The organism is Chryseobacterium sp. CCNWLW53, assembly GCF_037083525.1.
GTDB lineage: Bacteria > Bacteroidota > Bacteroidia > Flavobacteriales > Weeksellaceae > Chryseobacterium > Chryseobacterium lathyri.
The window spans coordinates 538,534-561,103 of sequence record NZ_JBAOJR010000002.1 but is presented as its reverse complement, the minus strand read 5'-3'; the positions used below and the strand labels follow the sequence as shown (position 1 = coordinate 561,103).

The following is a 22,570-nucleotide window of genomic DNA, read 5'->3' as shown; positions in this document are numbered from 1 at the left end:
GGAAAATTCCGGGAGTTTTTATTTTGAATGTTTATTGTTGCTCAGATTAAACTGTCATTCCTATATCAATCCCTTTGATCTTTCTGTAAAGATCGGTTGCAAAGTTATCGGTCATTCCTGAAACGAAATCTACCACACCAAGTACTTTCTGATAATCCGTTCCTTCTTCGTAAACGAATTGTCTCGGAAGCAGTTTCAATGCTTTTTTATCGTAAGATTTTCTTTCATCCTCAGGTTTCAGAATAGAGGGAATAAAATGATCCAGAAGTTCATACATTACATTGTAACCGGCATTTTCAATTTCTACTACGGCTTTATGATTGTAAATCTTTTCAATGGAGAACGCCTCGATGTCCTGCAGGGCGCGGTTCTCTGATTTATAAATATCCAGGAGCCCGTTATCCAGATTTCCCTGAAGGATGTTCTCGAAATTATGTTTGTAAATTTCAAGGGATTTATTGATCAGGGCATTAATCGTTTTTGCTCTCAGGTAAGAGATCTTTTCATTTTCATTGGAAATGGAAGCCAGCTTATTTTTCACCCTGTCCGTATCATTGCTTTCAGATTTGATCAGTTCAAAAAACAGATTCTCACAGTCTGCAGTGGATACAATTCCCAATCGGTGTGCATCTTCCATATCAATAATATTGTAACAGATATCATCTGCTGCTTCTACAAGCCATACGAAAGGATGTCTTTTGAATATATAAGGTTCTTCATTCTCCAAAATCAGATTCGTTGCTTTTGCTATTTCAAGGAAAATATCTTTCTCATTCTGGAAAAATCCGAATTTCTTTCTGTGAATGATCCCTTTTTTCCTGGCAACGGCTTCACACGGATATTTTGCAATACTCGCTAAAGTAGAAAAAGTAAGCTGGATTCCTCCATCATCTTTTCCCTGCTGACGTTGGGCCAGAACTCTTATAGCATTGGCATTTCCTTCAAAATTAACAAGATCTGCCCATTCTTTTTCATTAAATTTCAGCTTCAGATCCTTTTCATTCCTCTCAAAATAGCTCGCAATTGCATCTTCCCCGGAATGTCCGAAAGCCGGATTTCCGACATCATGACACAGACATGCCGCAGCAATTACATTTCCTAAATTATGAAGATAAAAATTTTTAGAATCTTCCGTAAGGTCATTTTTATAGGTTTCAAAGATAAATTCCCCGATAATGCTTCCTAAACTTCTGCCTACTGACGAAACTTCCAGTGAGTGTGTCAGCCTGTTATGCACAAAAACACTCCCGGGAAGAGGAAAAACCTGAGTCTTATTCTGCAGCCTTCTGAAAGCAGAAGAAAAGATAATTCTATCAAAATCTCTCTGAAAATCAGTTCTTGAAGCTTTAGTATGCGGATTGTTTCCTGTACGCTGATTCGTGAAAATCTGGTTTAAATTCATCATTTTTCAAAATTACTCCAAATTTTATTTTTACGGAATAGTATTTGAACTTTTGTTGAAAAGTAAAGCCATGCCTGAAGGACCATCCATTATTTTAATGAAAGAAAGCCTGCAGCCGTTTACCGGACATCAAGTAACGGAAGCTTCAGGCAATGCCAAATTCGAGAAAGAACCATTGATTGGCCAAACACTTCGCGAAATCCGCACATTCGGAAAACAGACATATCTTGTTTTAAACAATACAGCTATTCGAATTCATTTGCTGATGTTCGGATCATACAGTATGGATGAACAGACCAAACCGGATAAAAGCCTGCGCCTGTCAATTCATTTCAAAACCGGAAGCATCTATTTCTACACTTGTTCCGTCAAATCTGTAGAGTTAGAATTTTTATCCGGGATAGACTGGGAAGCCGACGTCATGAGTGATATATGGAACCCTGAAAAAGCAGAAAAGAAACTGAAATCCAAACCGGAAATGATGGTCTGTGATGCTCTGATGGATCAGGATATTTTTTCAGGTGTGGGAAATATTATCAAAAACGAGGTTCTGTTCATAATTGGCGTTCAGCCGGAAAGCAAAATAGGGAATCTGCCTGCAAAAAAACTTAAGGAACTTATCGCTGAAGCCCGAAATTACAGTTTTGAATTCCTGGAATGGAAGCGGGAATTTGTTTTAAAGAAACACTGGCTCGTCCATACCAAAACAACATGTCCGAAATGCGGGCAGAAACTCGTGAAGAAACAGACGGGACTGGGAAAAAGGCGAAGCTTCTACTGCGAAAAGGATCAGAAGCTCTATTAAAAAATTTACGGCAGCCTTCATTTCAAAAACCTATTTACAAAATCTATTTTCACCAGTGCTTTTTCCATTCACGGAAACGGCTGGAAACATCCTATATTTGGGTCTTCAATGAAAACTATGATTCATCAGTGACTGATGAGCAACAAATAACCAAATAACACTTACATTCTTACAAATGACAGATAATACATGGCTTGACAGATGGAATGACAGGTACAGCAGTGAAGAATTCGCTTACGGAACAGAGCCCAATAATTATTTAAAAGAACAGTTAGAAAAATTAGACCCCGGCACTATCCTGTTTCCCGCGGAAGGTGAAGGCCGGAATGCTGTTTTTACAGCAACAAAAGGATGGAAGGTTTCCGCTTTTGATATCAGCAACGAAGGTAAAAATAAAGCGATACGGCTTGCTGATAGTCAAAACGTAGTGATTGACTATCAGATTGGTGAGCTTGAGGCCCTGAACTTTCAGACGGACCAGTTTGATACCATTGCTCTTATTTATGCACACTTTCCGGCTGAAATCAAATCTTCCATTCATCAGATGCTGGACCGGTATCTGCGTAAAGGAGGAGTTATTATTTTTGAAGCATTCAGCAAAAATCACCTGGATTATGTAACCAAAAATGAGAAGGTTGGCGGCCCCAAAGATATTGGGTCGTTATTCTCAATGGATGAGATCAAAGCTGATTTTCCCAATTATGATATTATAGAGCTGGAAGAAAAAGAAATAGAACTCAGTGAAGGCTTATTTCATAACGGAACAGGTTCTGTGATCCGTTTTACAGGACGAAAGCGGTAATCTATCCCTCAGAATTCAGAAATCCACCGGCATATTTTGTGAAAAAATCGGATCTGTAGACTTCACCCAGGGGAATCTCAGATTCATCAATATAGATATTATGATTATCAAATGAATCAATAAAATCAAAATTGACTACATAAGATTTGCTTACGCGAAGAAAGGTTTCCCACGAAATTTTCTGGTGGATGGTTTTCAGGTTCATGGCTGTAATGAGTTTCTGCTGCCTGGTGTGGATGACAACATAGTCTTTCAAACCTTCTATAAATTTAATATCTGAAAAGCTGATCTTATAGAATCTCCGGTCTGCTTTGATGAATAAAAAATCTGCCGTATTGGACTCTACTGTATTTTTTACGGTGTCTTTGGATAAAAGCTCTGTGTAAAGAACAGCCTTTTCTATAGCCTTATCCAGTCTTTTGGCATCTATCGGCTTCAGCAGATAATCTACAGCTTCCAGTTCATAGCTTTTCAAGGCATACTGGGCATAGGCTGTGGTGAAAATAATCAGGGACTTTTTGGGAAGCATTTCAGCAAATTCCAACCCGGTTACCATTGGCATTTCGATATCCAGGAAGATAAGATCTACATCATTTGTTTTAAGGAAATCCAGAGCTGAAGGAGCATTTGAAAATTCTCCCAGGATTTCAGCTTTTGATGTTTCATTAATCAGCGAACGCATTTCTGTTCTTGCCAAAGGTTCGTCATCTACTATAATACAGTTCATACAGGAATTTTTAAGTTAACGGTGTATTCTTTTTCTCCGGAAATGATTTCCAGGCTGAAGGTGTTTCCGTAGAGGAGCTCGAGCCTTCTTTTAATATTGGCAAGTCCCAGACCGCTGTAATTTGTACTGGATATAGTCAGGCTTGGATTCATTGAATTGGTGCAGGTGAAATGGAGACTTCTGTTTTCAACACTTATATGTATTGTCACATACGATGTTTTACTGCTGATATCTACACTGTGCTTTACAGCATTTTCAACAAAAGTGGTAAATAAGTTGGGAGGAATAAAAGTACTTTTTAAAGTTCTGCCTTCTGTTTCTGCATTAATATCAAAGGAAAAATTTTCTCTTCTTATTTTTTCAAGATTAAGGAAATTGGACAGAAAATCTATTTCCGAAGTCAGGAGGGTTTTTTCTTCTCCATTTTCATACAACTGGTACCTTAAAAACTCTGAAAGTTTAACAATTACTGCGGATGCTTTTTCAGGATCTGTTCTGGTCAATGCTTTTACATTATTCAGCATATTAAAGAGAAAATGCGGGTTGATCTGGTTGCGGAGTTCATTCAGCTCCATCTGTAGGGTAAGATTGTTGAGCTCGGTTATTCTTTTGGTATCATTGATCCATTTCTGAAGCAGCTTCACTGTAGTTGTGGTCAAAATAATCGGGATGCACATTAATATCCCTTCATAGATGCTGCCTTTCTCCCCTTCCTTCTTAATATTTTCCACTCTGAAATCTTCAAAAAAAAATTTAAAACCATTGCCTATCATATTCAATCCGATCACTCCCATAAGCACCAGAAGAATCAGATAAGTAATATATTTTGTTTTAAAGAAAAATTTTGGCACCAGAACATAGATATTAATATATACCATTACAATCAGTATAGCATATACAAACAATAAAACATAATACTGATAAATTCCGGAATACCAATGCCAGAATCTTGCGCTGTACAGCAGGAAGAAAAAGAAAATAAGGAACAGCAGGTGCCTGCGGAACTTAAACCGGTCTTCAACCAGAAAGTCCATGACAAGTGTTTCCTTAAATTTTAGTGCGCTGTATTTCATAGTATTCTGCCGGGTTTAATACGGAACAAAAATAGAGAATAACGCAAGAAGTCTCTATAATATTATACAAACCCTGCATTTTTTTATACGAATTATAAAGTATAAGGATTTCGTATAAAATAGAAGCGGTTTGGTATAAAAAAAAATTCCTGCTCTATTATTCTGTCTTCCTTTGCCCTGAATTTTATGCTTATGGAATTAGCCGTTTTTCAGGAACTCACAGAAGAAATAACCTCAGAATGCTTTTATATGACAGAATCCCAGCAAGAAGAGAAGATCATACAGATGATCGACCTGCATCATTTCGCAGAATGCTATCATTCGGAAATCAGGATTTTAAACTACATTAAACATCCTATTAATACCGTAGAAGAAAATGGTATCAGAAAAGGAATTTTATTTTATAATCTTAAACATTCTGCCCCGTTCGACTGGAATGCCTTTGAGGAGTACAAAAGACGGAACCTGCTTAAAGAAGTCTGGTTTGTCTTCGTGGAGGAAGATGCTGTTTCCGATACGTTCCGTCATACTGATTTTATTATTGAGAATAGTCTAGAGATATTTTATGACAAAATATTCGTATTCCATTTTTTCCAATCTGTCATCCATACTTTAAAATAAACTATGAAAACACTGAGAAAAGTTTTTGTTCCACTTGCCATGCTTCCTTTAAAGAATATTGCTTCGGCCCAAAAAAGAGACAGCATTCCGCTGAAAGTAAGAGCATTTTTTGCTGATAAATTTCCACAGACCCGCGATCTTAATATTGATTATACCGTAACTACACCTTATCAATTCTCTTCGAAACTTCAGGGGGCGGATTTACCTGACAACAAGGTGAAAAGCTTCCAGCAGCTAAAAGCCAATGCCAATATTTATTTCATCAAAAAGAAAAACCTGCTGTTAAGTACTACCCTGAATTACCGTTATACAGCATTCAATATGGAAGCACCGGTTTTATCCGAAACAGATAAAAAGAATGATTATCATTATCATTCCGAAGCGGTCAACCTGAGTTATTTTACAAAATTATTCAATAAAACAGCAATATATACCGCCACTGCTTCAGTGGATGGAAGCGACCAGCATTTTGAAAGAATCAGAGGGATGCTGACTGCTTCTGTTGTTTTAAAAGCTACTCCAAAGACAAAAATGCTGGTGGGCCTGGCCGGGTTTATTGATCCCAGCGCGCAGATTCCTTTACTTCCGATATTTACTTATGAAAACAGATTCAACAACGGTTGGGTACTGGATATTCTTCTTCCTAAAAAGTTACTGATCAGAAAGGATATTTTTGCCAACGGCAGGATTTCCCTGGGAACAGAAATGGAGAATACATCATTTTATATTTACCGGAATACCAGAACTTATGAATTTCGGCAGCTGGAAATCAATTCCGGGGCTATTTATGAACATAATCTCGGCAGTAATTTTATAGGAACTTTAAAAACCGGGATCAGGGCAGTTCCGCAGGCAAGAGTGTTTGATAAGGAGGAATCTTTTAAAGATTATATTTTTGAAGCCAGCTACAAACCTTCATTCTATTTCAATATCGGGGTATCTTATAATCCGTTTGGAAAGCCGAGAGCAAAATAATTTCAAATTTCTGAAAACCATTCAAGAGTTCCTGGAAAAGCAAAACCAGAATTTTTGAATTGGTTTTAAACTAAACCCTTAAATGACTATGCTGAACTTTATCCTAAGCTCAGCTTTAAAACCCATTTTAAACCCATACTCAATTTAATGTCTGAAATCTTTAAATCTTAATTAAAAAATCAATGCGTTCCCATTTTTGAAAATACATTAATAACAATCACACCAATCACGATCAGTGCAATTCCTATGATAGCAGGCAGATCCGGCACCTGCTTAAAAGCAATAATACCAATGAGTGTAATAAAGACAATCCCCACTCCGGACCAAATTGCATAGGTTATTCCGACAGGGATCTGGCGTAGGGTCAGGCTCAGAAAATAAAATGCAGTAGCATATCCAATAACCGTAATTACAGAAGGCCAAAGCTTTGAAAACTCTTCAGATTTTTTAAGAAAAGTTGTTGCTATGATCTCAAATATGATCGCTAATGCAAGGAATATATAACTGCGTCCCATACAGGCTTGTTTTTTACAAAAATAAGGAAAAGCTGTTTCTTTACGTTGAAAACTGACCAATAAAATCAACATTATTGTTCCGTATTACTAATGTTATCTAACTTCTTCTATTTCATTTTTATTATATCCCTGGTTAATGAGTATGAAGGAAAAAATACTCTAAGAAAATACTTTTATTAATATCCCTTGCTGGTGAATATCCATCAGGGTGTTTATTATTAACAATTTACAAAAATAAAACTTATCCTCTTTAAAAATGTCTGACAGTAATTGTTTCAATCGGTCATTATTTCCAATACATGTGACAAAATTTACAAACGTCTGTCATAAAATTAGTCAGGCTTTAAAAATTTAAGCACAAAATTCACTCCTGAAAAATAAATTTTCTTAACATAATAATTCATCCATTCCCCAAAATCTGACGTTCAAAACCCAAATGAAAAGTGAATGCTATGCACAGCATTTTTAATTTTTTGTTTTATCAAGTCCAATATAGAAGCATTGAAACAGTTGCCAATTTTTTAATTTTTTACAGATAAGACAATAAATATAGTAATAATTTCATAAAAATATATTAATTTCTTATAAACAAAAAGCCTGTTAAAATTAACAATCATTACACTTAACATACTGATATACATCATAATTATTTGCTTTGGCACGTGATTTGAAAACTGTAATATTGCAATTATAAAATTGATAAAATAAAGTCAAATAATTAAATAAAACAAAAAATGATAACTTACATCGGTATCGCAACATGTGTAGTAGTATTTGCTTCTTACTTTATGACAGTAAAAAGAGAGGAAAGAAACTAAGTTCTATTTAAGGAAAGCCTATAGAACATCTATATTAATTGTATTGTTTATGTTTTTTAATCTGAATAGTCAGATTTGCTCTTTTACTCACTGGAGTAAAAGAGCCCAAAAAACATATCCCTTCAACTGAATTCATAGCAAATTTTATATATCCCAAATAGTCAAGCCGAACCAATAGTCCGGCTTTTCTTGTAACATCTGGCCAACAGGCTTTAGCCCGTTCCTATTCAATATTCTACTCTTCCCTGCTCTGGACTACCTGCTAATTCTGATTCAGACTTCACTCATCATTCCATAAAGCTTTATCTTTGTACAGATAAGAATTATTTTTAAATTATAACATGAATCTGTATAATCTCATCATTCAGGATAAAGAGGAGGTAACCCTCAATGACGTATTTCTCGGTAACGACAACAGAGCTCAGCTGGTACAGCTCATTAAAGAACATACTTATGTAAAAGAGCTGCAGGAATATGGTCTTCCGGTAAATAATAAAATCCTCCTGCAGGGGAATTCCGGATGCGGAAAAACCATGACTGCCAAGGCCGTTGCCAATGCTTTGGGTAAAAATATCCTGATTTTAAACCTGAGCAATATCGTTTCGTCCCGAATCGGGGAAACTTCCCAGAATATTAAAATGATCTTTGATAAAGCGGCGAGGGAAAGATCTGTCCTTTTTCTGGACGAACTGGACCAAATTGGGAAAGCAAGAGGGAGCGACGATAAGGATGTAGGCGAAATGAGAAGACTGGTGAACACGTTGATCCAGCTGATCGATTATTATCCTGAAAATGCTCTTTTAATCTGTGCTACAAATCACGCAGAAATCATTGATACTGCCTTACTGAGGCGCTTTCAGCTGAAAATCAGCTATGAAATGCCTTCCGCTGAATTTCTCGATACTTTTTATGATGATCTCCTGTCAAAATTCCCGGAAGACCTGAAAAATATACACCGTAAGTACAATATTTCTTTTGCTGAAGCGAAAGATCATGCTTTGACATCGGTAAAATCAGCTTTAATTAAAAAACTGGAAGCCAGAGAAATCACACAGCCATGAAAGAAGACATCCTCTACAATCTTAGGATCATCAATGAGAGAATAAAAAAAGCCTGTGAAAAAGCGGGCAGAAATAATGAAGAAAAACAGTAAGCTAACATAGTTTAGCAACCTTGGTTCAATTTCCACGGTAAATCATTACCACTCACCTATCTCTTCAAAATAACCTCCCGTAGCCGCTCTTCATGCTGATCTCCCCAATTTCCCAGTGCAGAAATAACAGGAATCAGTGTCTTTCCAAAGTCCGTAAGATAATACTCTACTTTGGGCGGAAGCTGGGCGTAAATGATTTTTGAAACCAGTTCGTGTTCTTCCAGTTCTTTCAGCTGAATATTCAGCACCCGCCTTGAAGCATCGGGAATTTTGCGTTGCAGTTCACTCGGGCGTTGATAACCTTCATTAATAAACCAAAGCAAACGGATCTTCCATTTTCCGTACAGCACTTCACCGATCAGGTCAAGGCCGCAATTTAAGTTCAAAGGAATTTTTCTTTCATACATACTGTAAATTTAGCCCAATGTTCTAAAATGTACAATAGGGGAAATTAATCCCCATGCAATTCGATTTTCCCTTATTGCCTGATATGAAGATACTTCGGAAATTTACGCTACCCTATGCCACTGCAAAGGCAGGCTTACTGAATTACAGCAAAAGTTCATCCAACGAAGTTACTCCAAAAGGAGTCCGGGTATTAACTGTTTCACCCGGCTGGATCATGACTACAGCTTCTACAAGAATGATGGAACGGATTGCTGAAAGTAACAAAAGTACCGTAGAACAGGCTGCACAGAGTGTAATGGATGCACTGGGAGGAATTCCTTACGGAAGACCGCAAAACCTGAAGAAGTAGTTGAACTCATAGGATTCCTGGTCTCACCAAGAGCTGGTTATCTCACAGGAACCGAATATATTATTGACGGAGGAACAACACCCACGATTTAAATCAATAGTATAATTATCCGCATTTCTCCCGTTTTATATTGATACAATACAATCTAATATTTACTATTTATCACATACAGAATTATTATCCAAATAGGTTAATTGGTATCTTTTTTGATCATAAAATCTTTAAAACCAAACAAATACACCTATATGATTAAAAAATTATTCTCGGGCTGTCTATTCATGACAGTAGTATTCTTGTCTTCGTGTGATAAAGATCATAGTACATCACAGGTAAACGATAGTGAAGCATCAATTAAAACAGTTTCAATGGTAACTTTTGGCACCATGGCTGTAGCACTTCTTGTAGCCTACAGCTCCCGAAGAAGGTAGCAGATAAATAATAAAAAAAGCACCCGTTTGAAAATCAAACGGGTGCTTTTATCTTTATTATAATAATTAATTACATATAAGCTTCAATCGGCTCACAAGTACATACTAAGTTTCTGTCTCCATAAGCTTCATCCACTCTGGATACGGAAGCAAAGAATTTGTGGTCTCTTACCCATTCCAGCGGATAAGCTGCCTTTTCTCTGCTGTATGGTTTATCCCAAGAATCTGAGATAACCAATTGTTCTGTATGAGGAGCATTTTTAAGCACGTTATTTGCCTGATCTGCTTCTCCGTTGGCAATCTCATCAATCTCTTTTTTGATTGAGATTAATGCCTCTGCAAAACGGTCGATTTCAGATTTGCTTTCAGATTCTGTAGGCTCTATCATTAATGTTCCTGCTACAGGGAAAGAAACGGTAGGTGCATGGAATCCATAATCCATCAGTCTCTTCGCCACATCAGCTACTTCAATTCCTAAAGATTTGAACTGACGAAAATCTACGATACATTCGTGAGCCACTCTTCCATTCTCGTTTGAATATAAGATTGGGAAATGCTCTGCTAATATCTCTTTCAGATAATTCGCATTCATGATGGCATGGCCTGTTGCTTTTTTCAGTCCATCCGTCCCTAACATCTTAATGTAAGAATAAGAAATGTTAAGAATAAGACCTGAACCGTAAGGTGCTGCAGAAATACCGTCGATCGCATCTTTAGAACCGATTTTGATATTGGCATTGGAAGGAAGGAAAGGAACCAGGTGCTTGGCCACACAGATCGGACCTACTCCAGGACCTCCGCCACCGTGAGGAATTGCGAAAGTTTTGTGTAAGTTCAGGTGACAAACATCTGCTCCAATGTTTCCAGGACTTGTGAATCCTACCTGAGCGTTCATATTGGCACCATCCATATATACCTGTCCGCCATGTTCGTGGATCAGGCTTGTAATTTCTTTAATATTGTCATCAAAGAATCCGTATGTTGACGGATAAGTGATCATTACACAAGATAAGTTCTCAGAATGCTGTTCTGTTTTAGCTTTTAAATCTTCAAAATCAATTTGTCCGCTTTCAAGATTTTTAACGACAACAATTTTCATTCCCGCCATTGCTGCAGAAGCCGGGTTTGTTCCGTGTGCAGACTGAGGGATCAGTACTACATTTCTGTGGCCTTCACCTCTTGAAATGTGATATTCTCTGATCACCATTAATCCCGCATACTCTCCCTGAGCTCCGGAGTTCGGCTGTAATGAAGTTCCTGCGAAACCAGTAATTTCAGCAAGATCTTTTTCAAGTTCTTTGATCATTTCCTGGTAACCTCCGGCCTGATCTACCGGTACAAACGGGTGAACACTTCCCCAATCTGCCCAGGAAAGCGGAAGCATCTGAGTTGCTGCGTTCAGTTTCATGGTACAAGATCCAAGAGAGATCATTGAATGCGTTAATGACAGGTCTTTTCTTTCAAGACGTTTGATGTAACGCATTAGTTCTGTTTCCGTATGATATTTATTGAATACCTGTTCTGTAAGAATTTCATCTTTTCTCAAAATTTCTTCAGGAATGCTGTATCCTTCTTTAATTTCTAATTTGAAAGTCTGCTTGTCTTTAAACTGAGCGAAAGAAGCCATCAGATAATTTAATTTCTCCAATGTTGTACTTTCATTGATCGCAATACTTACCACTCCTTCTGTGAAATAGTTCAGATTAAGTCTGTGATCAAGCATCATTCTCATTAACCTTCCTTTTTCATCTTCGCTCATTGTGATTTTCACAGTATCGAAGATTGGCTCTTCAACGGTTTGGTATCCTAACGCTTTAAGACCGTTCTTCAAAGCATTGGCTTTAAAGTGGATCTGATCAGCAATGTAGTTTAATCCTTTCGGACCGTGATAAACTGCATACATTCCTGCCATTACTGCAAGAAGTACCTGTGCTGTACAGATATTGGAAGTGGCTCTTTCTCTTTTGATGTGCTGCTCTCTGGTCTGAAGCGCCATTCTCAGTGCACGTTTTCCATACATATCCTGAGAAACCCCGATGATTCTTCCCGGAATATCTCTTTTATAATCTTCTCTGCAAGAGAAAAATGCTGCGTGAGGACCTCCGTACCCTAATGGAATACCAAATCTCTGTGAAGTTCCAACCGCACAGTCAGCTCCCATAGAAGCCGGTGACTTTAATTTAACCAAAGCCATCGGATCACAAGCTACCACTACCTGCAGATCTAATTTTTTATAGTCTACGATATCTTCTGTGTAATCCAGAACGATTCCGTTTTTACCAGGATACTGTAATAAAACACCATAATAAGTTTCATCAAACTGGTGAGTTTTATGATCACCTTCCACGATTTCGATGGCTAAACCTTCTGCTTTGGTTTTTAAAACAGAAACGGTTTGAGGTAAAACAAGATCGGAAACGAAGAATTTGTTGGCATTCGCTTTTTTCTGGTCCTTCGTTCTGTTGTTAAAGAACATGTGCATCGCCTCTGCAGCTGCTGTAGACTCATCTAAAAGAGAGGCATTAGCCAGTTCAAAGCCTGTAAGATCGCACACTACGGTCTGGAAATTCAGAAGCGCTTCCAGTCTTCCCTGGGCGATTTCCGCCTGATAAGGAGTATACGCCGTGTACCAGCTTGGGTTTTCAAAGATATTTCTCTGAATAGCTGATGGTAAAAGGGTATTGTGATATCCAAAACCAATGTAGCTCGTATAATCAGTATTCTTCGATGCCAAATCTTTCGAATGGTTCAGCATTTCGTATTCTGAAAGCGGTGCCGAGATCTCAAGATCTTTCTCTAAACGGATAGAAGAAGGAATGGTCTGAGAAATTAGTTCTTCAATACTTGAAACGCCCAATTTTTCCAACATCGCCTGTTTATCGGCTTCATTAAGGGAAATGTGACGGCTCACAAACTGTTCTGTATTCATTTTTATTTATTAGATTTTGTTCGTAAAAAAGATTCGTAAAATTACAATTTTTTAAACGATTGTACAAGAGTCTGAAATTGCCGAAACAATAGGGAAAATTCCGGATCAGTTAAAAAAAGAAACGATATAAAAACTATTTATTACATAAAATTTAAAAGCTCAACTTTTTAAGTTTCAATATAAGGTTTTGTTAAACTGACCGTGCAAAAAATAGATCAGTTTAAAACTTGTATTTAAATTTTATTCAGTCTAAATTTTAGTTTTTTGTTTAGACTGATTATTATTCTCAGGTAATTTTTTGGGCCTAAAAACTATGCTTTCATTCTAAAATCCGGTATTGGATACCTCATAAACACACTGATAAACAGGGATGATAAGATTTATAAAATTTTATTAATTATATTTATTCTAAATTAATATATTTGCAGTATGAATATGATTATCCCATTTAAAGTACCGCCTTTATCGCCAGTATACTCATTCAATAATGAAGACATGTTCTGTGAAAAGAAATCATGTTGTAAGAAATTTAAAAAGGGAAAAAGATGTAAAAAGTGCCCGGGAAGGAAAAAGATGGCTTAAACTAGCCAAAATTTCTGAACAGGAAATATATTGCTGCCGCCAAAATAAGAATTCCCCAGATCAGCATCATGATCTTTGGCTGGCCTGTTCTGTTGATTGGTGTTCTTGGCTGAGGCTTAAACATTTCTTCAACACTGTTTTTAAACTGAGCAGCATCATTCTCAAAGACTTCAGTAATCGTAATTCCCTGTACCGCAGTTTTGTGAAGCAAAGAATTTGTCGCATGAAGCAAAAGCTGGAATTTTCCGTCTTTAAATTCCGTAATCTTAAAAATCCGTTCTCCAAAAGGTTTTTCCAGGCCGAAAGGCAGTATTTTTACCACATCGGCATTATTCGTCTGCCAGTTAATGATAATCTCCTCCCCTTTTTTTGCATGAATTTTATTGGACGTAAAAGTTTTGATAGAAGGCGGAGTATTGTATCTGAAACTCTTCTGATGACTCTCTAAATTCTGATCATAGGTACGTCTCTTTCCTGAATCACTCAATATTTCATACGCTTCCTGAATTTCACGGAAACGCCCGGCAAAGAAATCATCATTATCATTCTTGTCCGGATGATATTTCAAAGATAATTTTCTATAAGCCTTTTTGATGTCTTCTTCTGAAGCATCCGGAGAAATTCCGAGAAAATAGTAGTAGTCTTTCATTGAGCTACACAAAAATAAGAATTTATTTTTTTCCTTATTGAAAATACAGAGGGCTATTTGATGAAAAATAATGATGTAAGGTCTCGTTTTGTTTCCATAATAAAATTTCGCAGTGTCATTGCGAGCGAAGCGAAGCAATCTCTTTTAATGCAAAGACCACAAAGATTTTTTGAACATTTGATGTTTTTAAGCTCGCAAAGGCGTCTCAATTAGCAAAAGATTCTAAATATGCTGTGCTTTTCTGGTGGCTGAAGCCCTTGAAGTCATCTGTATTTTGAGATTGCTTCGCTTCGCTCGCAATGACAATAAAAAATTCCGGCGCGGGAAGCAAAGCTTCCCGCGCCGGAATTAACAATTTCAATTTAGTTATGTACTGCTTAAGCTTCTGCAGTATTGTCCTTATGTCCTGTTTTGCAGCATCTTGAAGCGAATTCTTTTTTGAATTTCCCTTTCAGTTCCTGATACTGCTCTTCGTTCATTTCTCTGATCTTATCAGCCAAGCCGAAAGGCGATTTTTCTTTGATTCCGTATTCGCTGAAAATACCTTTTATAAATCTTTTTCTTTGTATTGCTTTTTTGGCAACTAATGCCACTCCTACAACGGCTAATGCTCCCAGAGCTCCTTTTAATGCTGAATTTTTCATTTTTTCAAAATTTTAAATTTTACTACTTCTTGTTTTTTATAGAGACGGATGAATTTCAATTTTACTTTACTACTTCTTAAATTTTAAATTATCCGTTATTTCTGTTGAAGAATCCTCCTGAACATCTGTTTTTCCATACTTCTTTAAATTTTTCCCGTTCTTCAGGAGATAGTCCAGCCATTTTCTCTCTCATTTTCCTTTCTTTAAAATCTCTCACTCCTTTTCCGAAATGAAATCCTCCAAAAAGAATCTTACTTAAGATAAGAATCCCCATTGCCTGCCAGAACGTAATGGATTTTACCCCCAGGATCTCAGGAAGCAGACAGTTCCAAAGCCACATCACAATAAATGTAACGGTAATTAAGATCAATGGCGGACATAAGAGTAAAAAAATCCAGCCTTTTTTGTGTTTATGATTCATAATTTTCTTCTTTACTAACTATTTAAATCTTCGTATAATTTTCTCAGTCTGTTTCTTAAATGCTTCACAGCATAGTTTTTCCTACTGATAATGGTTTTAATATTTTCGCCCTGTTCATCGGCTATCTGCTGGAGGGTTTTGTCGTTCAGTTCGTTTTCTACGTAAACCAACCGTTGTTTCTCGGGAAGCTCGTCCAATGCTTCGAAAAGCTTTTTCCAGATTTCGTCCTGGAACATTTTAACTTCGGGGCCTGCACTCTCGTCCAGCAATAAGATATCTTTGATAGAAAAACTTCCGTCTTCATCTTCATAGACAAAATCTTCAAGATTTTCAGTTTTCTTTTTGCGGTAACGGTCGGTGATTTTATTAGCAGTCACCCTATACAGCCAGCCGCCTACATTCACAATCTCGGAAAGATTGGTCAGACTGCTGAACTGAAACCACACTTCCTGCAGAATATCTTCTGCATCTTCTGTGTTTTTCACTTTCGGACGAATATAAGACATCAGTTTTCCTCCGTACTTTGAAACGGTTTGTGAGATGATGCTTGCTTTCTCCTCTTGTGGCATTGTTATTTCTTCGACAACCTCCATATTGCTATGACGATCTGCCTTTTGATTTTACTTTAATAAATTTAAAAAAAATTATTGACTGTTGGGATTTTGTTTCTGGATGCGGGTTTGTGAGTTTGGGGTAAGAGAGTTTTAGAGTAGAAGATGAAAGGAATATGATCCGCGATTTCAGTTGCGAGTTGATGGATTAAGACTTTTGAGTATTTGAATTGTAAATAATCACTCTTTAATCTTAACCTCAATCTCATATCTGACATCTAGCATCTTGACTCTTGACTCTTGGCTCTTGGCTCTTGGCTCTTGGCTCTTCTTGAGTCTATCTAAAAAAAAACGGAAAGTATTATACTCTCCGTCTCTATCATTATAAAAATGAAATTTTATTTCTTGTTGAAATTCTCTGCAAAGAAACCCAGCATATATTTATACAGCTCGAGTCTGTTTGGTTCTTTTCCAAATCCGTGCCCTTCATCATATTTTACCAGGTATGGAACTTCAAAGCCTTTTGCACGCATTGCTTTTACAATTTGGTCAGATTCATTGATGTTGACTCTTGGGTCATTGGCTCCCTGTACCACAAATAAAGGTTTTTTAATTTTATCGATCTGGAAAACCGGAGAAACTTCTTTGGCAATTTTTGCTTCTTCAGGGTTATCAAGATCATACCAGATCTGTTTTACCATTTCTTTGTAAGGTTTCCAGTATTCCGGGAAGGAGTCGAAGAAGGTAAAAATATTGGATACTCCTACGTAATCCACACCACAGGCATACAGGTCCGGAGTTTTGATAAGCCCCATCAGCGTAGCGTAACCACCATGACTTCCTCCGTAGATCGCAATCTTATCTTTATCTACCCAACCCTGCTCAATGACATAATTCACTCCATCCTCCACATCATCCATTGCCTTTCTTCCGATCTGCTTGTATCCTGCTTTCTGAAATTCTTTTCCGTAGCCTCCGGAAATTCTAAAGTTCACCTGGAGCGTTGCATATCCTCTGCTGGCAAAAAGCTGTGTTTCGGGGTTGAATCCCCATTCATCACGGATTCCCTGCGGACCGCCGTGAGGATTGACAATTAGAGGCACTTTTTTACCTTCAAGAGCAGCTTTTGGAAGGGTTATATATCCACGAATCGTTAATCCGTCCCTGCTTTTGAATTCGATAGGCCTCATTTCTGCCATATCTTCTTCTTTCAGCTGGGGCATCAGGTTATAAAGAAGATTTATCTTTTTACTTTTTGTATCGTATTCGTAATAGGCTCCATAGAATTTGTCGCTTCCTACATATACCAAAAGTTTATCATTATTATCATCTGAAGAAACGATAGAAAACTGTTTGTCTTTAAATTCAGATTTCAGCTTAGCATCAATTTCTTTATAAAACTGGCTTACCGGAACGGTTTCACTTTTGATCCCGTCATAGCTTACGTAATCGAGTTCATAATTCCTGTTTTTGCCGGCAACGCTTATGGAGCTTACATCAAAGACAGGATTGGAATATACTTCTCTGATCACTGCATTCTTCTTAAGGTCATACAGTACAATCCTGGACTTATCACTGTCCAGATTAGTCACAACATAAGCTTCATCCTTATTTTTGGAATTATCATTAAGTCCTATGATGCTGAAAGTATCCTTCCAGTCTGTGGATTTAAGCAGGTTAAATTTCCCAGTCTGCAAATCTTTATAGTAAGTCTTGGTCGTTAGCCCATTTTCAAGGACAGTATATCCTCTGAGGTTACCGTCTTTATCAAAAATATAATCATCAATAGGACTGTTGACATCTTTATTTTCATACAGCTGGGTCATTTCTCCCGTGTTGAAATTGATCTTATAGGGTTCAAAGATCTGTTTGTTGTTTTTATTCATAGTCACCACAACAAATTCCGTATCCTTTATCAGCTTAACAGTTCCCAGCGTAATCCCCTCGAAAGGAGTCAGGTCTTTAAGGTTTTTTCCGTCAATATCTGCTGCGTAAAGATGGATATTTTCATTCCCTCCTTTATCCTGGGTAAAGAAAAGGCGTTTTTTATCCAGCCAGCCATAGCTCTTGATAAGGTCATCTTTTTCAACAATCGCTTTAGTGATTTTGCCTGTTTTCAATTCTTTTACATAGACATGGTTCTTCTTGTCCTTATCTTTTTCTTTATAAGAGAGATACTGTCCATCCGGAGATATTTTAAACTGTGAAGCACTGGGTCTTGCAAAGTAATCTTCTACTTTATATTTGAAGTTTCCCTTATCATAAGAAATCAGTTTCTCAAGATTTGCTTTAGTAGATGGAAGCGTAGGATCGCCCGGCAGTTTTGCCGTTGAGGTCTGTGCATTAATCATAATTGCTGACAGTACGACTTGAGCCGCACCAAAAATTTTAGTATTAATATTCATAATTCATATTTTGGATGTTAAATTGCCTAGCCAGATCTTAAATTAATAAAAATCTTATATATAATATGACAGTATTACCCGCAAAATGTTACATACATTACGAAATTTTATGAAAAAAGATTTAAAAACAATAATAGTTCGCTTCTAATGTAGGTAAATTCCAAAATACCAGGTCCAAGCAATCAGGATAAGCTGCATTGGGATTCTTTGGGTGTAAAGGTATTTCATGCCCGGCCCGGTATAGTCCGCTTTGAAAATATTGATTTTTTTTCTTGAAGAATTGATATTAGCGATAAAAACCAAAATATAAAAGATAATCAGCAGTATAGCCGTTATTTCTCTTATTGAAGGAATCATCAGACCAATTCCCGCAGCAATTTCAAGGACTCCTGTAAAATACACCCAAAACATTTTACCGGAAACAAAATCGGGAATCATCATAGCCATTCCTTTCTGGAATTTAAAATGCGAAAATCCTGTGAAGAGAATAAATACAGCCATACCCAGATTCCCGGAGAATAAAAAATCCGGCTTTCCCTGAAATATATAAGTTCCTACCAAAGCAAGAATAAATGTTGCGAAAAGGATCGTTAATAATTTCATGTTTTTTTATTTTATTTACTGTACTAAAAGATAGAAGAAATTTTACAATACTGTACCGTCATGCATGAATAAAACCACATAGATGAAAACTATGTGGTTTTTCTTTTTATACCAGGAACAAATTATTTGTTTTCAGCAAGATTTTTTACAACTTCCAGCCCCTGCGTGAATCCTTTGTCCATATCATCTTTCCATTCTTTTTCAACCTGTACTTCAACATGAAGCTTCGTTTTCCCTTCCAGATCAATAAGAATGTATTTTTCAAAACAGCCGCTCCACTCCATTACTTCTTTGCTTTGGGTGTCTTCATTTCCTTCTTTATCTACCATTCCCAGATGTTTAAAAACAATCTGGTTAGGCTCATCCAGGCTATCAATGGTTGATACCATTCCTGCACCTTCTGCATTCACGAAGTAGGTTTTTCCGCCTACTTTCCAGTCAGATTTCATTTTGGATCCGGAACCGAAAAATTTTGTCCATTCGGTATAAGTATCCGGATTCCAAAGAACGTCCCAGACTTTCTGTGATGGAGCGTCGATTATAATTTCGTAGGATAAGGTTTCCATATTTTATATTTTTGTGGTTGATATTACAATTGATTTTCTGAAAGATTTTTCACAATTCCCAAAGCATTTGGAAATTTTTCTTCAAAAAAGCTTTTAAATTCCTCGGGTGTCTGAATTTCAATTTTCAGTATTGTCCCTGTTGGGGTTTCTTCTAAAATATAGCCTTCTGTGGCTTCACCCCAATCCTGTTCAGTTTCCACACCGCCATAAATTTCTCCAAGGTGCAGAAATTTCATTTCTTTATTGGGTATATTTTTTTCAACCCGGCTGAACATTCCGTTATTATCCGGATCAAAAAATTTAATAATACTTCCTTCTTCAAAGGTTCCCATATAGAAAGAACCTTCTGTAAATGCTGTTGTCCATTGCCTGTATGTCATATCACTCCAAAGCACGTCCCAAACTTTTTCAGGGGGCGCATCGATTTGAATCTCAAAAAATAATTTCTGCATTGTTTTTTTATTAGATGTTAGATGGTTAGAAATTAGAAGTTAGTTTTTTAAACATTAGATTTTAGATCGTAGATGTCGCATTTTTCTAACTTCTAACTTCTAACTTCTAACTTCTTGTTTCTATTTTCAATCAGCCTCCCACAAAATCACCGCCATTGATATGGATAACTTCTCCTGTAATATAATCTGCATCTTTGGAGGCAAGAAAAACGTAAGCCGGAGCTACTTCTGATGGCTGTCCTGCCCGTTTCAGAGGTGTGTCTTTTCCAAATGTTGACAGATCATCAAAGGTTTCTTTTACAAGAGGTGTCCATATTGGCCCGGGAGCAATTCCGTTTACTAAGATTTTTTTTTCAGCAAGATTGGTTGAAAGGGAGCGTATAAAGGATAAAATAGCTCCTTTTGTAGCCGCATAATCAATCAGATGATCACTACCCCTGTATGCTGTAACCGACGTAGTACAAATAATACGACCTCCTTCACCAATTAACGGTAGAAAATCTCTTGTAAAAGAAATCATGGAGATGATATTGGTATTAAAAGTTTCCTGGATCTGCTCATCGGAGATTTTTTCAAGACTGTTTTTTGAGGTATGAATTCCTGCATTATTAACGAGGATATCCAGATCTTTCCAGTCCTTTTTTATCTTTTCCACGCATTTTGTTCTGAAAGCTTTTTTGGTAAGATCTCCCTTGATAAGGATGCATTGCTGTCCTTCTTTTTCAACAAGCTTTCTTGTTTCTTTGGCATCGTCATCGCTTTCTTTATAAATAATTGCGACGTCTGCACCTTCTCTCGCAAAATGAACGGCTACAGCCTGTCCTATCCCACTATCTCCGCCTGAAATAACAGCTTTTTTTCCTTGAAGTTTACGGCTTCCCTGGTAATCATTCCGGATGATCTCCGGAAAGATTCCTTCTTTGGGAACTTTTGATTTAGATTGTGATCTGTTCTGTGTTTTCATAAGCAAATCTTTTTGTAAAACCACATCAAACGGCAAGCCGAAAGCTGAAATTCAAATGGAGAAACAGAGAAATCCGTCGTTTCTTTTACGAATTATAAGCCTCTTCCAGGTCTTTTATAACAATCTTCTGCATCTTCATCATGGCCTGTACTACTTTTTGTGATTTTGACTGATCGGAGTCGTTCATCAGCTGAATGAGCTTTTTCGGAACAATCTGCCAGCTGAGGCCATATCTGTCTTTCAGCCACCCACACATGCTTTCTCTTCCGCCGTCTGAAATAAGGGTATTCCACAGATGGTCTGTCTGTTCCTGGTCATCCGTCATGATTACAATAGAAATTCCTTCATTAAAATCAAACTGATGATCATAAGAATTATCCATACAGAAGAAGCTGTAACCGTCAATAATAAAATGGGCATGCTGTACATTTTCTGCCGGTTCGGATATAGGATGTCCTTCTCCACCATCACCATATTTCAGGATATTTCCAATGCTCGAATTAGGGAATGTTTTGGTGTAAAACTCCATTGCTTCTTTTGCCTTTCCGTTATTTTGATGGATAAACATCAGCGTAGGGATAATTTTCTGATCTTCCGGCTTATCTCCTAAAAACAGCTGCCAGGTAACGCCGTATTTGTCCTGCACCCAGCCGTATTTCTTACTCCAGGAATAGGAATCGAGTGCCATGAGAGCAATTCCCTCTTCTACAAGTTTGTCCCAATATTGCTGTACTTCGTTTTCTGTTTTACAAATTACCATGAAGGAAACTGAAGGATTCTTTTTAAAATGAGGCCCACCGTTCAGCAGCATCAATTTCTGCCCGAAGAGATCGATATTCATGACTACGGGAGTATCAGCGGTGATTTTTCCGTCAAATACTTCACAATAAAATTCTGCTGCTTCCTTTGATTCTGCGTCGAACCAGAGACATGGAAAAATATCGTTATTCATACTATTAAATTTAGGAGTGAAAATATAGTTTATTGATCATCGCTGGCAAAGGCTGCAATGAAAGATCCGGTATTTTTTTTAATAATCAGTTCCTGAAAGAAATCTGATGTTCTTCCATATGGTTTTTCAGTCTTTCCATAGCATTTCTTCCGAAACCATGAAGATTCATGATCTCTTCTTCAGAATAGCCCGAAAGTTTTTCGAGAGAATCGATTTTTTCTCTTTCCAAAGCTCTTCTTGCCGGTACTGCAATAATGCCAGACAGGAAATTATTATTTTTAACAACATGATTAACAGCACAAATGGAGCTTAAACATTTTGCCATTATGACCAGATTTATCATGACTGAAATTAAGTGTTTTAGTGATTTTCAACATACTTGTGAAAATTATTGAGAATAGCATACCAGCCATTCCGCTGCATTTCCACAGAATTCTGTTTTTCGGGGTCAAAAATTTCGGTAACTTTTGTAGTATTTTCGTCTATCTTATCAAAAATAACCTCAACTTTCCGGCCGTCTTCCAAATGATATTTAATCGTGGAATTCGTAACCACTTCATCATAGATTCCTTCAAACTCAAAACCGAAACTTTTGTCTTTTGCTTCCATTCTGGTTTTAAATTTCCCTCCTACTCTTAAGTCATTTTCGGAACTGGGACACTGCCAGGATTCATCGGCAAAATTCCATTTCGTAATATGTTGTGGCTCATTAAAATAATTCCAGACTTTTTCTACCGGGGCTAAAATTGTGATATCTATCTTAATAGGATCCATTG

At 37.1% G+C, this 22,570-nt stretch carries 26 protein-coding genes; 8 read left to right on the top strand and 18 right to left on the bottom strand.

Translation table 11 applies throughout. The annotated features are described in order from the left end of the window. Positions 1 to 46 precede the first annotated feature (46 nt). Complete coding sequence (locus V6R96_RS07545) at positions 47 to 1,402, bottom strand: deoxyguanosinetriphosphate triphosphohydrolase (protein ID WP_111955093.1); 1,356 nt, start codon at positions 1,400 to 1,402, stop codon at positions 47 to 49. A 70-nt stretch (positions 1,403 to 1,472) separates the two neighbouring features. On the opposite strand from V6R96_RS07545, the gene V6R96_RS07540 reads away from it, so the two are divergent. Together V6R96_RS07540 and V6R96_RS07535 are read left to right on the top strand one after the other, a co-directional pair. Beyond that, positions 1,473 to 2,207 carry a DNA-formamidopyrimidine glycosylase family protein gene (locus tag V6R96_RS07540; RefSeq protein WP_336378546.1) on the top strand — a complete coding sequence of 245 codons (735 nt, stop codon included), beginning with the start codon at positions 1,473 to 1,475 and terminating at the stop codon, positions 2,205 to 2,207. A 175-nt stretch (positions 2,208 to 2,382) separates the two neighbouring features. Then, positions 2,383 to 3,009, top strand: a complete 627-nt coding sequence (locus V6R96_RS07535) for a class I SAM-dependent methyltransferase (protein WP_336378545.1) — start codon at positions 2,383 to 2,385, stop codon at positions 3,007 to 3,009. Between the two features lies 1 nt (position 3,010). On the opposite strand, the gene V6R96_RS07530 is transcribed toward V6R96_RS07535, so the two are convergent. Further along, positions 3,011 to 3,736: a LytTR family DNA-binding domain-containing protein gene (locus tag V6R96_RS07530; protein WP_111955017.1), complete on the bottom strand. Its 726-nt coding sequence runs from the start codon at positions 3,734 to 3,736 to the stop codon at positions 3,011 to 3,013. Continuing rightward, complete coding sequence (locus tag V6R96_RS07525) at positions 3,733 to 4,809, bottom strand: histidine kinase (protein ID WP_336378544.1); 1,077 nt, start codon at positions 4,807 to 4,809, stop codon at positions 3,733 to 3,735. Before V6R96_RS07525 ends, V6R96_RS07530 begins: the two co-directional genes overlap by 4 nt. A gap of 192 nt (positions 4,810 to 5,001) precedes the next feature. On the opposite strand from V6R96_RS07525, the gene V6R96_RS07520 reads away from it, so the two are divergent. After that, complete coding sequence (locus V6R96_RS07520) at positions 5,002 to 5,430, top strand: hypothetical protein (RefSeq protein WP_336378543.1); 429 nt, start codon at positions 5,002 to 5,004, stop codon at positions 5,428 to 5,430. 3 nt (positions 5,431 to 5,433) lie between these two features. Continuing rightward, positions 5,434 to 6,405, top strand: coding sequence for a DUF6268 family outer membrane beta-barrel protein (locus V6R96_RS07515; RefSeq protein WP_336378542.1), 972 nt, complete (start codon positions 5,434 to 5,436; stop codon positions 6,403 to 6,405). A 179-nt stretch (positions 6,406 to 6,584) separates the two neighbouring features. Here V6R96_RS07515 and V6R96_RS07510 read toward each other — a convergent pair whose 3' ends face one another. Continuing rightward, positions 6,585 to 6,920, bottom strand: a complete 336-nt coding sequence (locus V6R96_RS07510; protein WP_223559227.1) for a multidrug efflux SMR transporter — start codon at positions 6,918 to 6,920, stop codon at positions 6,585 to 6,587. Positions 6,921 to 8,079: 1,159 nt separating this feature from the next. On the opposite strand from V6R96_RS07510, the gene V6R96_RS07505 reads away from it, so the two are divergent. Beyond that, a complete protein-coding gene (locus tag V6R96_RS07505) occupies positions 8,080 to 8,799 on the top strand; it encodes an AAA family ATPase (RefSeq protein WP_111955007.1) in 720 nt (239 codons plus the stop codon). Between the two features lie 148 nt (positions 8,800 to 8,947). On the opposite strand, the gene V6R96_RS07500 is transcribed toward V6R96_RS07505, so the two are convergent. Next, a complete protein-coding gene (locus tag V6R96_RS07500; RefSeq protein WP_336378541.1) occupies positions 8,948 to 9,298 on the bottom strand; it encodes a helix-turn-helix domain-containing protein in 351 nt (116 codons plus the stop codon). A 53-nt stretch (positions 9,299 to 9,351) separates the two neighbouring features. Between V6R96_RS07500 and V6R96_RS07495 the strand changes: the two genes are divergently transcribed. From V6R96_RS07495 to V6R96_RS07485, 3 genes are all read left to right on the top strand, one after another. After that, positions 9,352 to 9,648, top strand: coding sequence for an SDR family oxidoreductase (locus V6R96_RS07495; RefSeq protein WP_336378540.1), 297 nt, complete (start codon positions 9,352 to 9,354; stop codon positions 9,646 to 9,648). Positions 9,649 to 9,656: 8 nt separating this feature from the next. After that, positions 9,657 to 9,740, top strand: a complete 84-nt coding sequence (locus V6R96_RS07490) for a hypothetical protein (RefSeq protein WP_336378703.1) — start codon at positions 9,657 to 9,659, stop codon at positions 9,738 to 9,740. A 186-nt stretch (positions 9,741 to 9,926) separates the two neighbouring features. Then, the gene (locus V6R96_RS07485) at positions 9,927 to 10,076 is read left to right on the top strand and encodes a hypothetical protein (RefSeq protein WP_223559225.1); all 150 of its coding nucleotides are present in this window, start codon (positions 9,927 to 9,929) and stop codon (positions 10,074 to 10,076) included. Positions 10,077 to 10,146: 70 nt separating this feature from the next. Here V6R96_RS07485 and gcvP read toward each other — a convergent pair whose 3' ends face one another. The 13 genes from gcvP to V6R96_RS07420 form a co-directional block, all read right to left on the bottom strand. Next, complete coding sequence (gene gcvP / locus V6R96_RS07480) at positions 10,147 to 13,005, bottom strand: aminomethyl-transferring glycine dehydrogenase (RefSeq protein ID WP_336378539.1); 2,859 nt, start codon at positions 13,003 to 13,005, stop codon at positions 10,147 to 10,149. A gap of 583 nt (positions 13,006 to 13,588) precedes the next feature. Next, positions 13,589 to 14,236: a J domain-containing protein gene (locus tag V6R96_RS07475; RefSeq protein ID WP_111954999.1), complete on the bottom strand. Its 648-nt coding sequence runs from the start codon at positions 14,234 to 14,236 to the stop codon at positions 13,589 to 13,591. A gap of 377 nt (positions 14,237 to 14,613) precedes the next feature. Beyond that, complete coding sequence (locus tag V6R96_RS07470; protein ID WP_223559223.1) at positions 14,614 to 14,880, bottom strand: hypothetical protein; 267 nt, start codon at positions 14,878 to 14,880, stop codon at positions 14,614 to 14,616. Positions 14,881 to 14,968: 88 nt separating this feature from the next. Then, the gene (locus V6R96_RS07465) at positions 14,969 to 15,301 is read right to left on the bottom strand and encodes a hypothetical protein (protein ID WP_111954995.1); all 333 of its coding nucleotides are present in this window, start codon (positions 15,299 to 15,301) and stop codon (positions 14,969 to 14,971) included. Between the two features lie 14 nt (positions 15,302 to 15,315). Continuing rightward, the gene (locus V6R96_RS07460; RefSeq protein ID WP_040994467.1) at positions 15,316 to 15,894 is read right to left on the bottom strand and encodes an RNA polymerase sigma factor; all 579 of its coding nucleotides are present in this window, start codon (positions 15,892 to 15,894) and stop codon (positions 15,316 to 15,318) included. Positions 15,895 to 16,250: 356 nt separating this feature from the next. Beyond that, on the bottom strand, positions 16,251 to 18,257 hold the full coding sequence (locus V6R96_RS07455; RefSeq protein WP_336378538.1) for a S9 family peptidase: 2,007 nt from the start codon (positions 18,255 to 18,257) through the stop codon (positions 16,251 to 16,253). A gap of 144 nt (positions 18,258 to 18,401) precedes the next feature. Further along, positions 18,402 to 18,860, bottom strand: a complete 459-nt coding sequence (locus V6R96_RS07450) for a DoxX family protein (protein WP_336378537.1) — start codon at positions 18,858 to 18,860, stop codon at positions 18,402 to 18,404. Between the two features lie 122 nt (positions 18,861 to 18,982). Then, positions 18,983 to 19,426: an SRPBCC domain-containing protein gene (locus tag V6R96_RS07445; RefSeq protein WP_223559221.1), complete on the bottom strand. Its 444-nt coding sequence runs from the start codon at positions 19,424 to 19,426 to the stop codon at positions 18,983 to 18,985. Positions 19,427 to 19,449: 23 nt separating this feature from the next. Then, on the bottom strand, positions 19,450 to 19,878 hold the full coding sequence (locus tag V6R96_RS07440) for an SRPBCC domain-containing protein (RefSeq protein ID WP_336378536.1): 429 nt from the start codon (positions 19,876 to 19,878) through the stop codon (positions 19,450 to 19,452). Between the two features lie 130 nt (positions 19,879 to 20,008). Continuing rightward, positions 20,009 to 20,842, bottom strand: a complete 834-nt coding sequence (locus V6R96_RS07435; protein WP_336378535.1) for an SDR family oxidoreductase — start codon at positions 20,840 to 20,842, stop codon at positions 20,009 to 20,011. An 85-nt stretch (positions 20,843 to 20,927) separates the two neighbouring features. Then, positions 20,928 to 21,794 carry a VOC family protein gene (locus V6R96_RS07430; RefSeq protein WP_336378534.1) on the bottom strand — a complete coding sequence of 289 codons (867 nt, stop codon included), beginning with the start codon at positions 21,792 to 21,794 and terminating at the stop codon, positions 20,928 to 20,930. Between the two features lie 85 nt (positions 21,795 to 21,879). Continuing rightward, positions 21,880 to 22,119 (bottom strand): hypothetical protein, encoded by a 240-nt coding sequence (locus V6R96_RS07425; protein ID WP_223559217.1) that lies wholly within the window; start codon positions 22,117 to 22,119, stop codon positions 21,880 to 21,882. Between the two features lie 35 nt (positions 22,120 to 22,154). Beyond that, positions 22,155 to 22,568 (bottom strand): SRPBCC family protein, encoded by a 414-nt coding sequence (locus V6R96_RS07420; RefSeq protein ID WP_111954981.1) that lies wholly within the window; start codon positions 22,566 to 22,568, stop codon positions 22,155 to 22,157. Positions 22,569 to 22,570: the final 2 nt, after the last annotated feature.

What these genes read in the sequence shown, in the direction of transcription:
- V6R96_RS07440 (WP_336378536.1), bottom strand. Translation starts at nt 19,878, where the DNA reads ATGCAGAAATTATTTTTTGAGATTCAAATCGATGCGCCCCCTGAAAAA.
- V6R96_RS07520 (WP_336378543.1), top strand. Translation starts at nt 5,002, where the DNA reads ATGGAATTAGCCGTTTTTCAGGAACTCACAGAAGAAATAACCTCAGAA.
- gcvP (WP_336378539.1), bottom strand. Translation starts at nt 13,005, where the DNA reads ATGAATACAGAACAGTTTGTGAGCCGTCACATTTCCCTTAATGAAGCC.
- V6R96_RS07455 (WP_336378538.1), bottom strand. Translation starts at nt 18,257, where the DNA reads ATGAATATTAATACTAAAATTTTTGGTGCGGCTCAAGTCGTACTGTCA.
- V6R96_RS07420 (WP_111954981.1), bottom strand. Translation starts at nt 22,568, where the DNA reads ATGGATCCTATTAAGATAGATATCACAATTTTAGCCCCGGTAGAAAAA.
- V6R96_RS07430 (WP_336378534.1), bottom strand. Translation starts at nt 21,794, where the DNA reads ATGAATAACGATATTTTTCCATGTCTCTGGTTCGACGCAGAATCAAAG.
- V6R96_RS07445 (WP_223559221.1), bottom strand. Translation starts at nt 19,426, where the DNA reads ATGGAAACCTTATCCTACGAAATTATAATCGACGCTCCATCACAGAAA.
- V6R96_RS07460 (WP_040994467.1), bottom strand. Translation starts at nt 15,894, where the DNA reads ATGGAGGTTGTCGAAGAAATAACAATGCCACAAGAGGAGAAAGCAAGC.
- V6R96_RS07545 (WP_111955093.1), bottom strand. Translation starts at nt 1,402, where the DNA reads ATGAATTTAAACCAGATTTTCACGAATCAGCGTACAGGAAACAATCCG.
- V6R96_RS07495 (WP_336378540.1), top strand. Translation starts at nt 9,352, where the DNA reads ATGCAATTCGATTTTCCCTTATTGCCTGATATGAAGATACTTCGGAAA.
- V6R96_RS07465 (WP_111954995.1), bottom strand. Translation starts at nt 15,301, where the DNA reads ATGAATCATAAACACAAAAAAGGCTGGATTTTTTTACTCTTATGTCCG.
- V6R96_RS07475 (WP_111954999.1), bottom strand. Translation starts at nt 14,236, where the DNA reads ATGAAAGACTACTACTATTTTCTCGGAATTTCTCCGGATGCTTCAGAA.
- V6R96_RS07425 (WP_223559217.1), bottom strand. Translation starts at nt 22,119, where the DNA reads ATGGCAAAATGTTTAAGCTCCATTTGTGCTGTTAATCATGTTGTTAAA.
- V6R96_RS07450 (WP_336378537.1), bottom strand. Translation starts at nt 18,860, where the DNA reads ATGAAATTATTAACGATCCTTTTCGCAACATTTATTCTTGCTTTGGTA.
- V6R96_RS07540 (WP_336378546.1), top strand. Translation starts at nt 1,473, where the DNA reads ATGCCTGAAGGACCATCCATTATTTTAATGAAAGAAAGCCTGCAGCCG.
- V6R96_RS07525 (WP_336378544.1), bottom strand. Translation starts at nt 4,809, where the DNA reads ATGAAATACAGCGCACTAAAATTTAAGGAAACACTTGTCATGGACTTT.
- V6R96_RS07470 (WP_223559223.1), bottom strand. Translation starts at nt 14,880, where the DNA reads ATGAAAAATTCAGCATTAAAAGGAGCTCTGGGAGCATTAGCCGTTGTA.
- V6R96_RS07510 (WP_223559227.1), bottom strand. Translation starts at nt 6,920, where the DNA reads ATGGGACGCAGTTATATATTCCTTGCATTAGCGATCATATTTGAGATC.
- V6R96_RS07515 (WP_336378542.1), top strand. Translation starts at nt 5,434, where the DNA reads ATGAAAACACTGAGAAAAGTTTTTGTTCCACTTGCCATGCTTCCTTTA.
- V6R96_RS07485 (WP_223559225.1), top strand. Translation starts at nt 9,927, where the DNA reads ATGACAGTAGTATTCTTGTCTTCGTGTGATAAAGATCATAGTACATCA.
- V6R96_RS07500 (WP_336378541.1), bottom strand. Translation starts at nt 9,298, where the DNA reads ATGTATGAAAGAAAAATTCCTTTGAACTTAAATTGCGGCCTTGACCTG.
- V6R96_RS07530 (WP_111955017.1), bottom strand. Translation starts at nt 3,736, where the DNA reads ATGAACTGTATTATAGTAGATGACGAACCTTTGGCAAGAACAGAAATG.
- V6R96_RS07435 (WP_336378535.1), bottom strand. Translation starts at nt 20,842, where the DNA reads ATGAAAACACAGAACAGATCACAATCTAAATCAAAAGTTCCCAAAGAA.
- V6R96_RS07535 (WP_336378545.1), top strand. Translation starts at nt 2,383, where the DNA reads ATGACAGATAATACATGGCTTGACAGATGGAATGACAGGTACAGCAGT.
- V6R96_RS07505 (WP_111955007.1), top strand. Translation starts at nt 8,080, where the DNA reads ATGAATCTGTATAATCTCATCATTCAGGATAAAGAGGAGGTAACCCTC.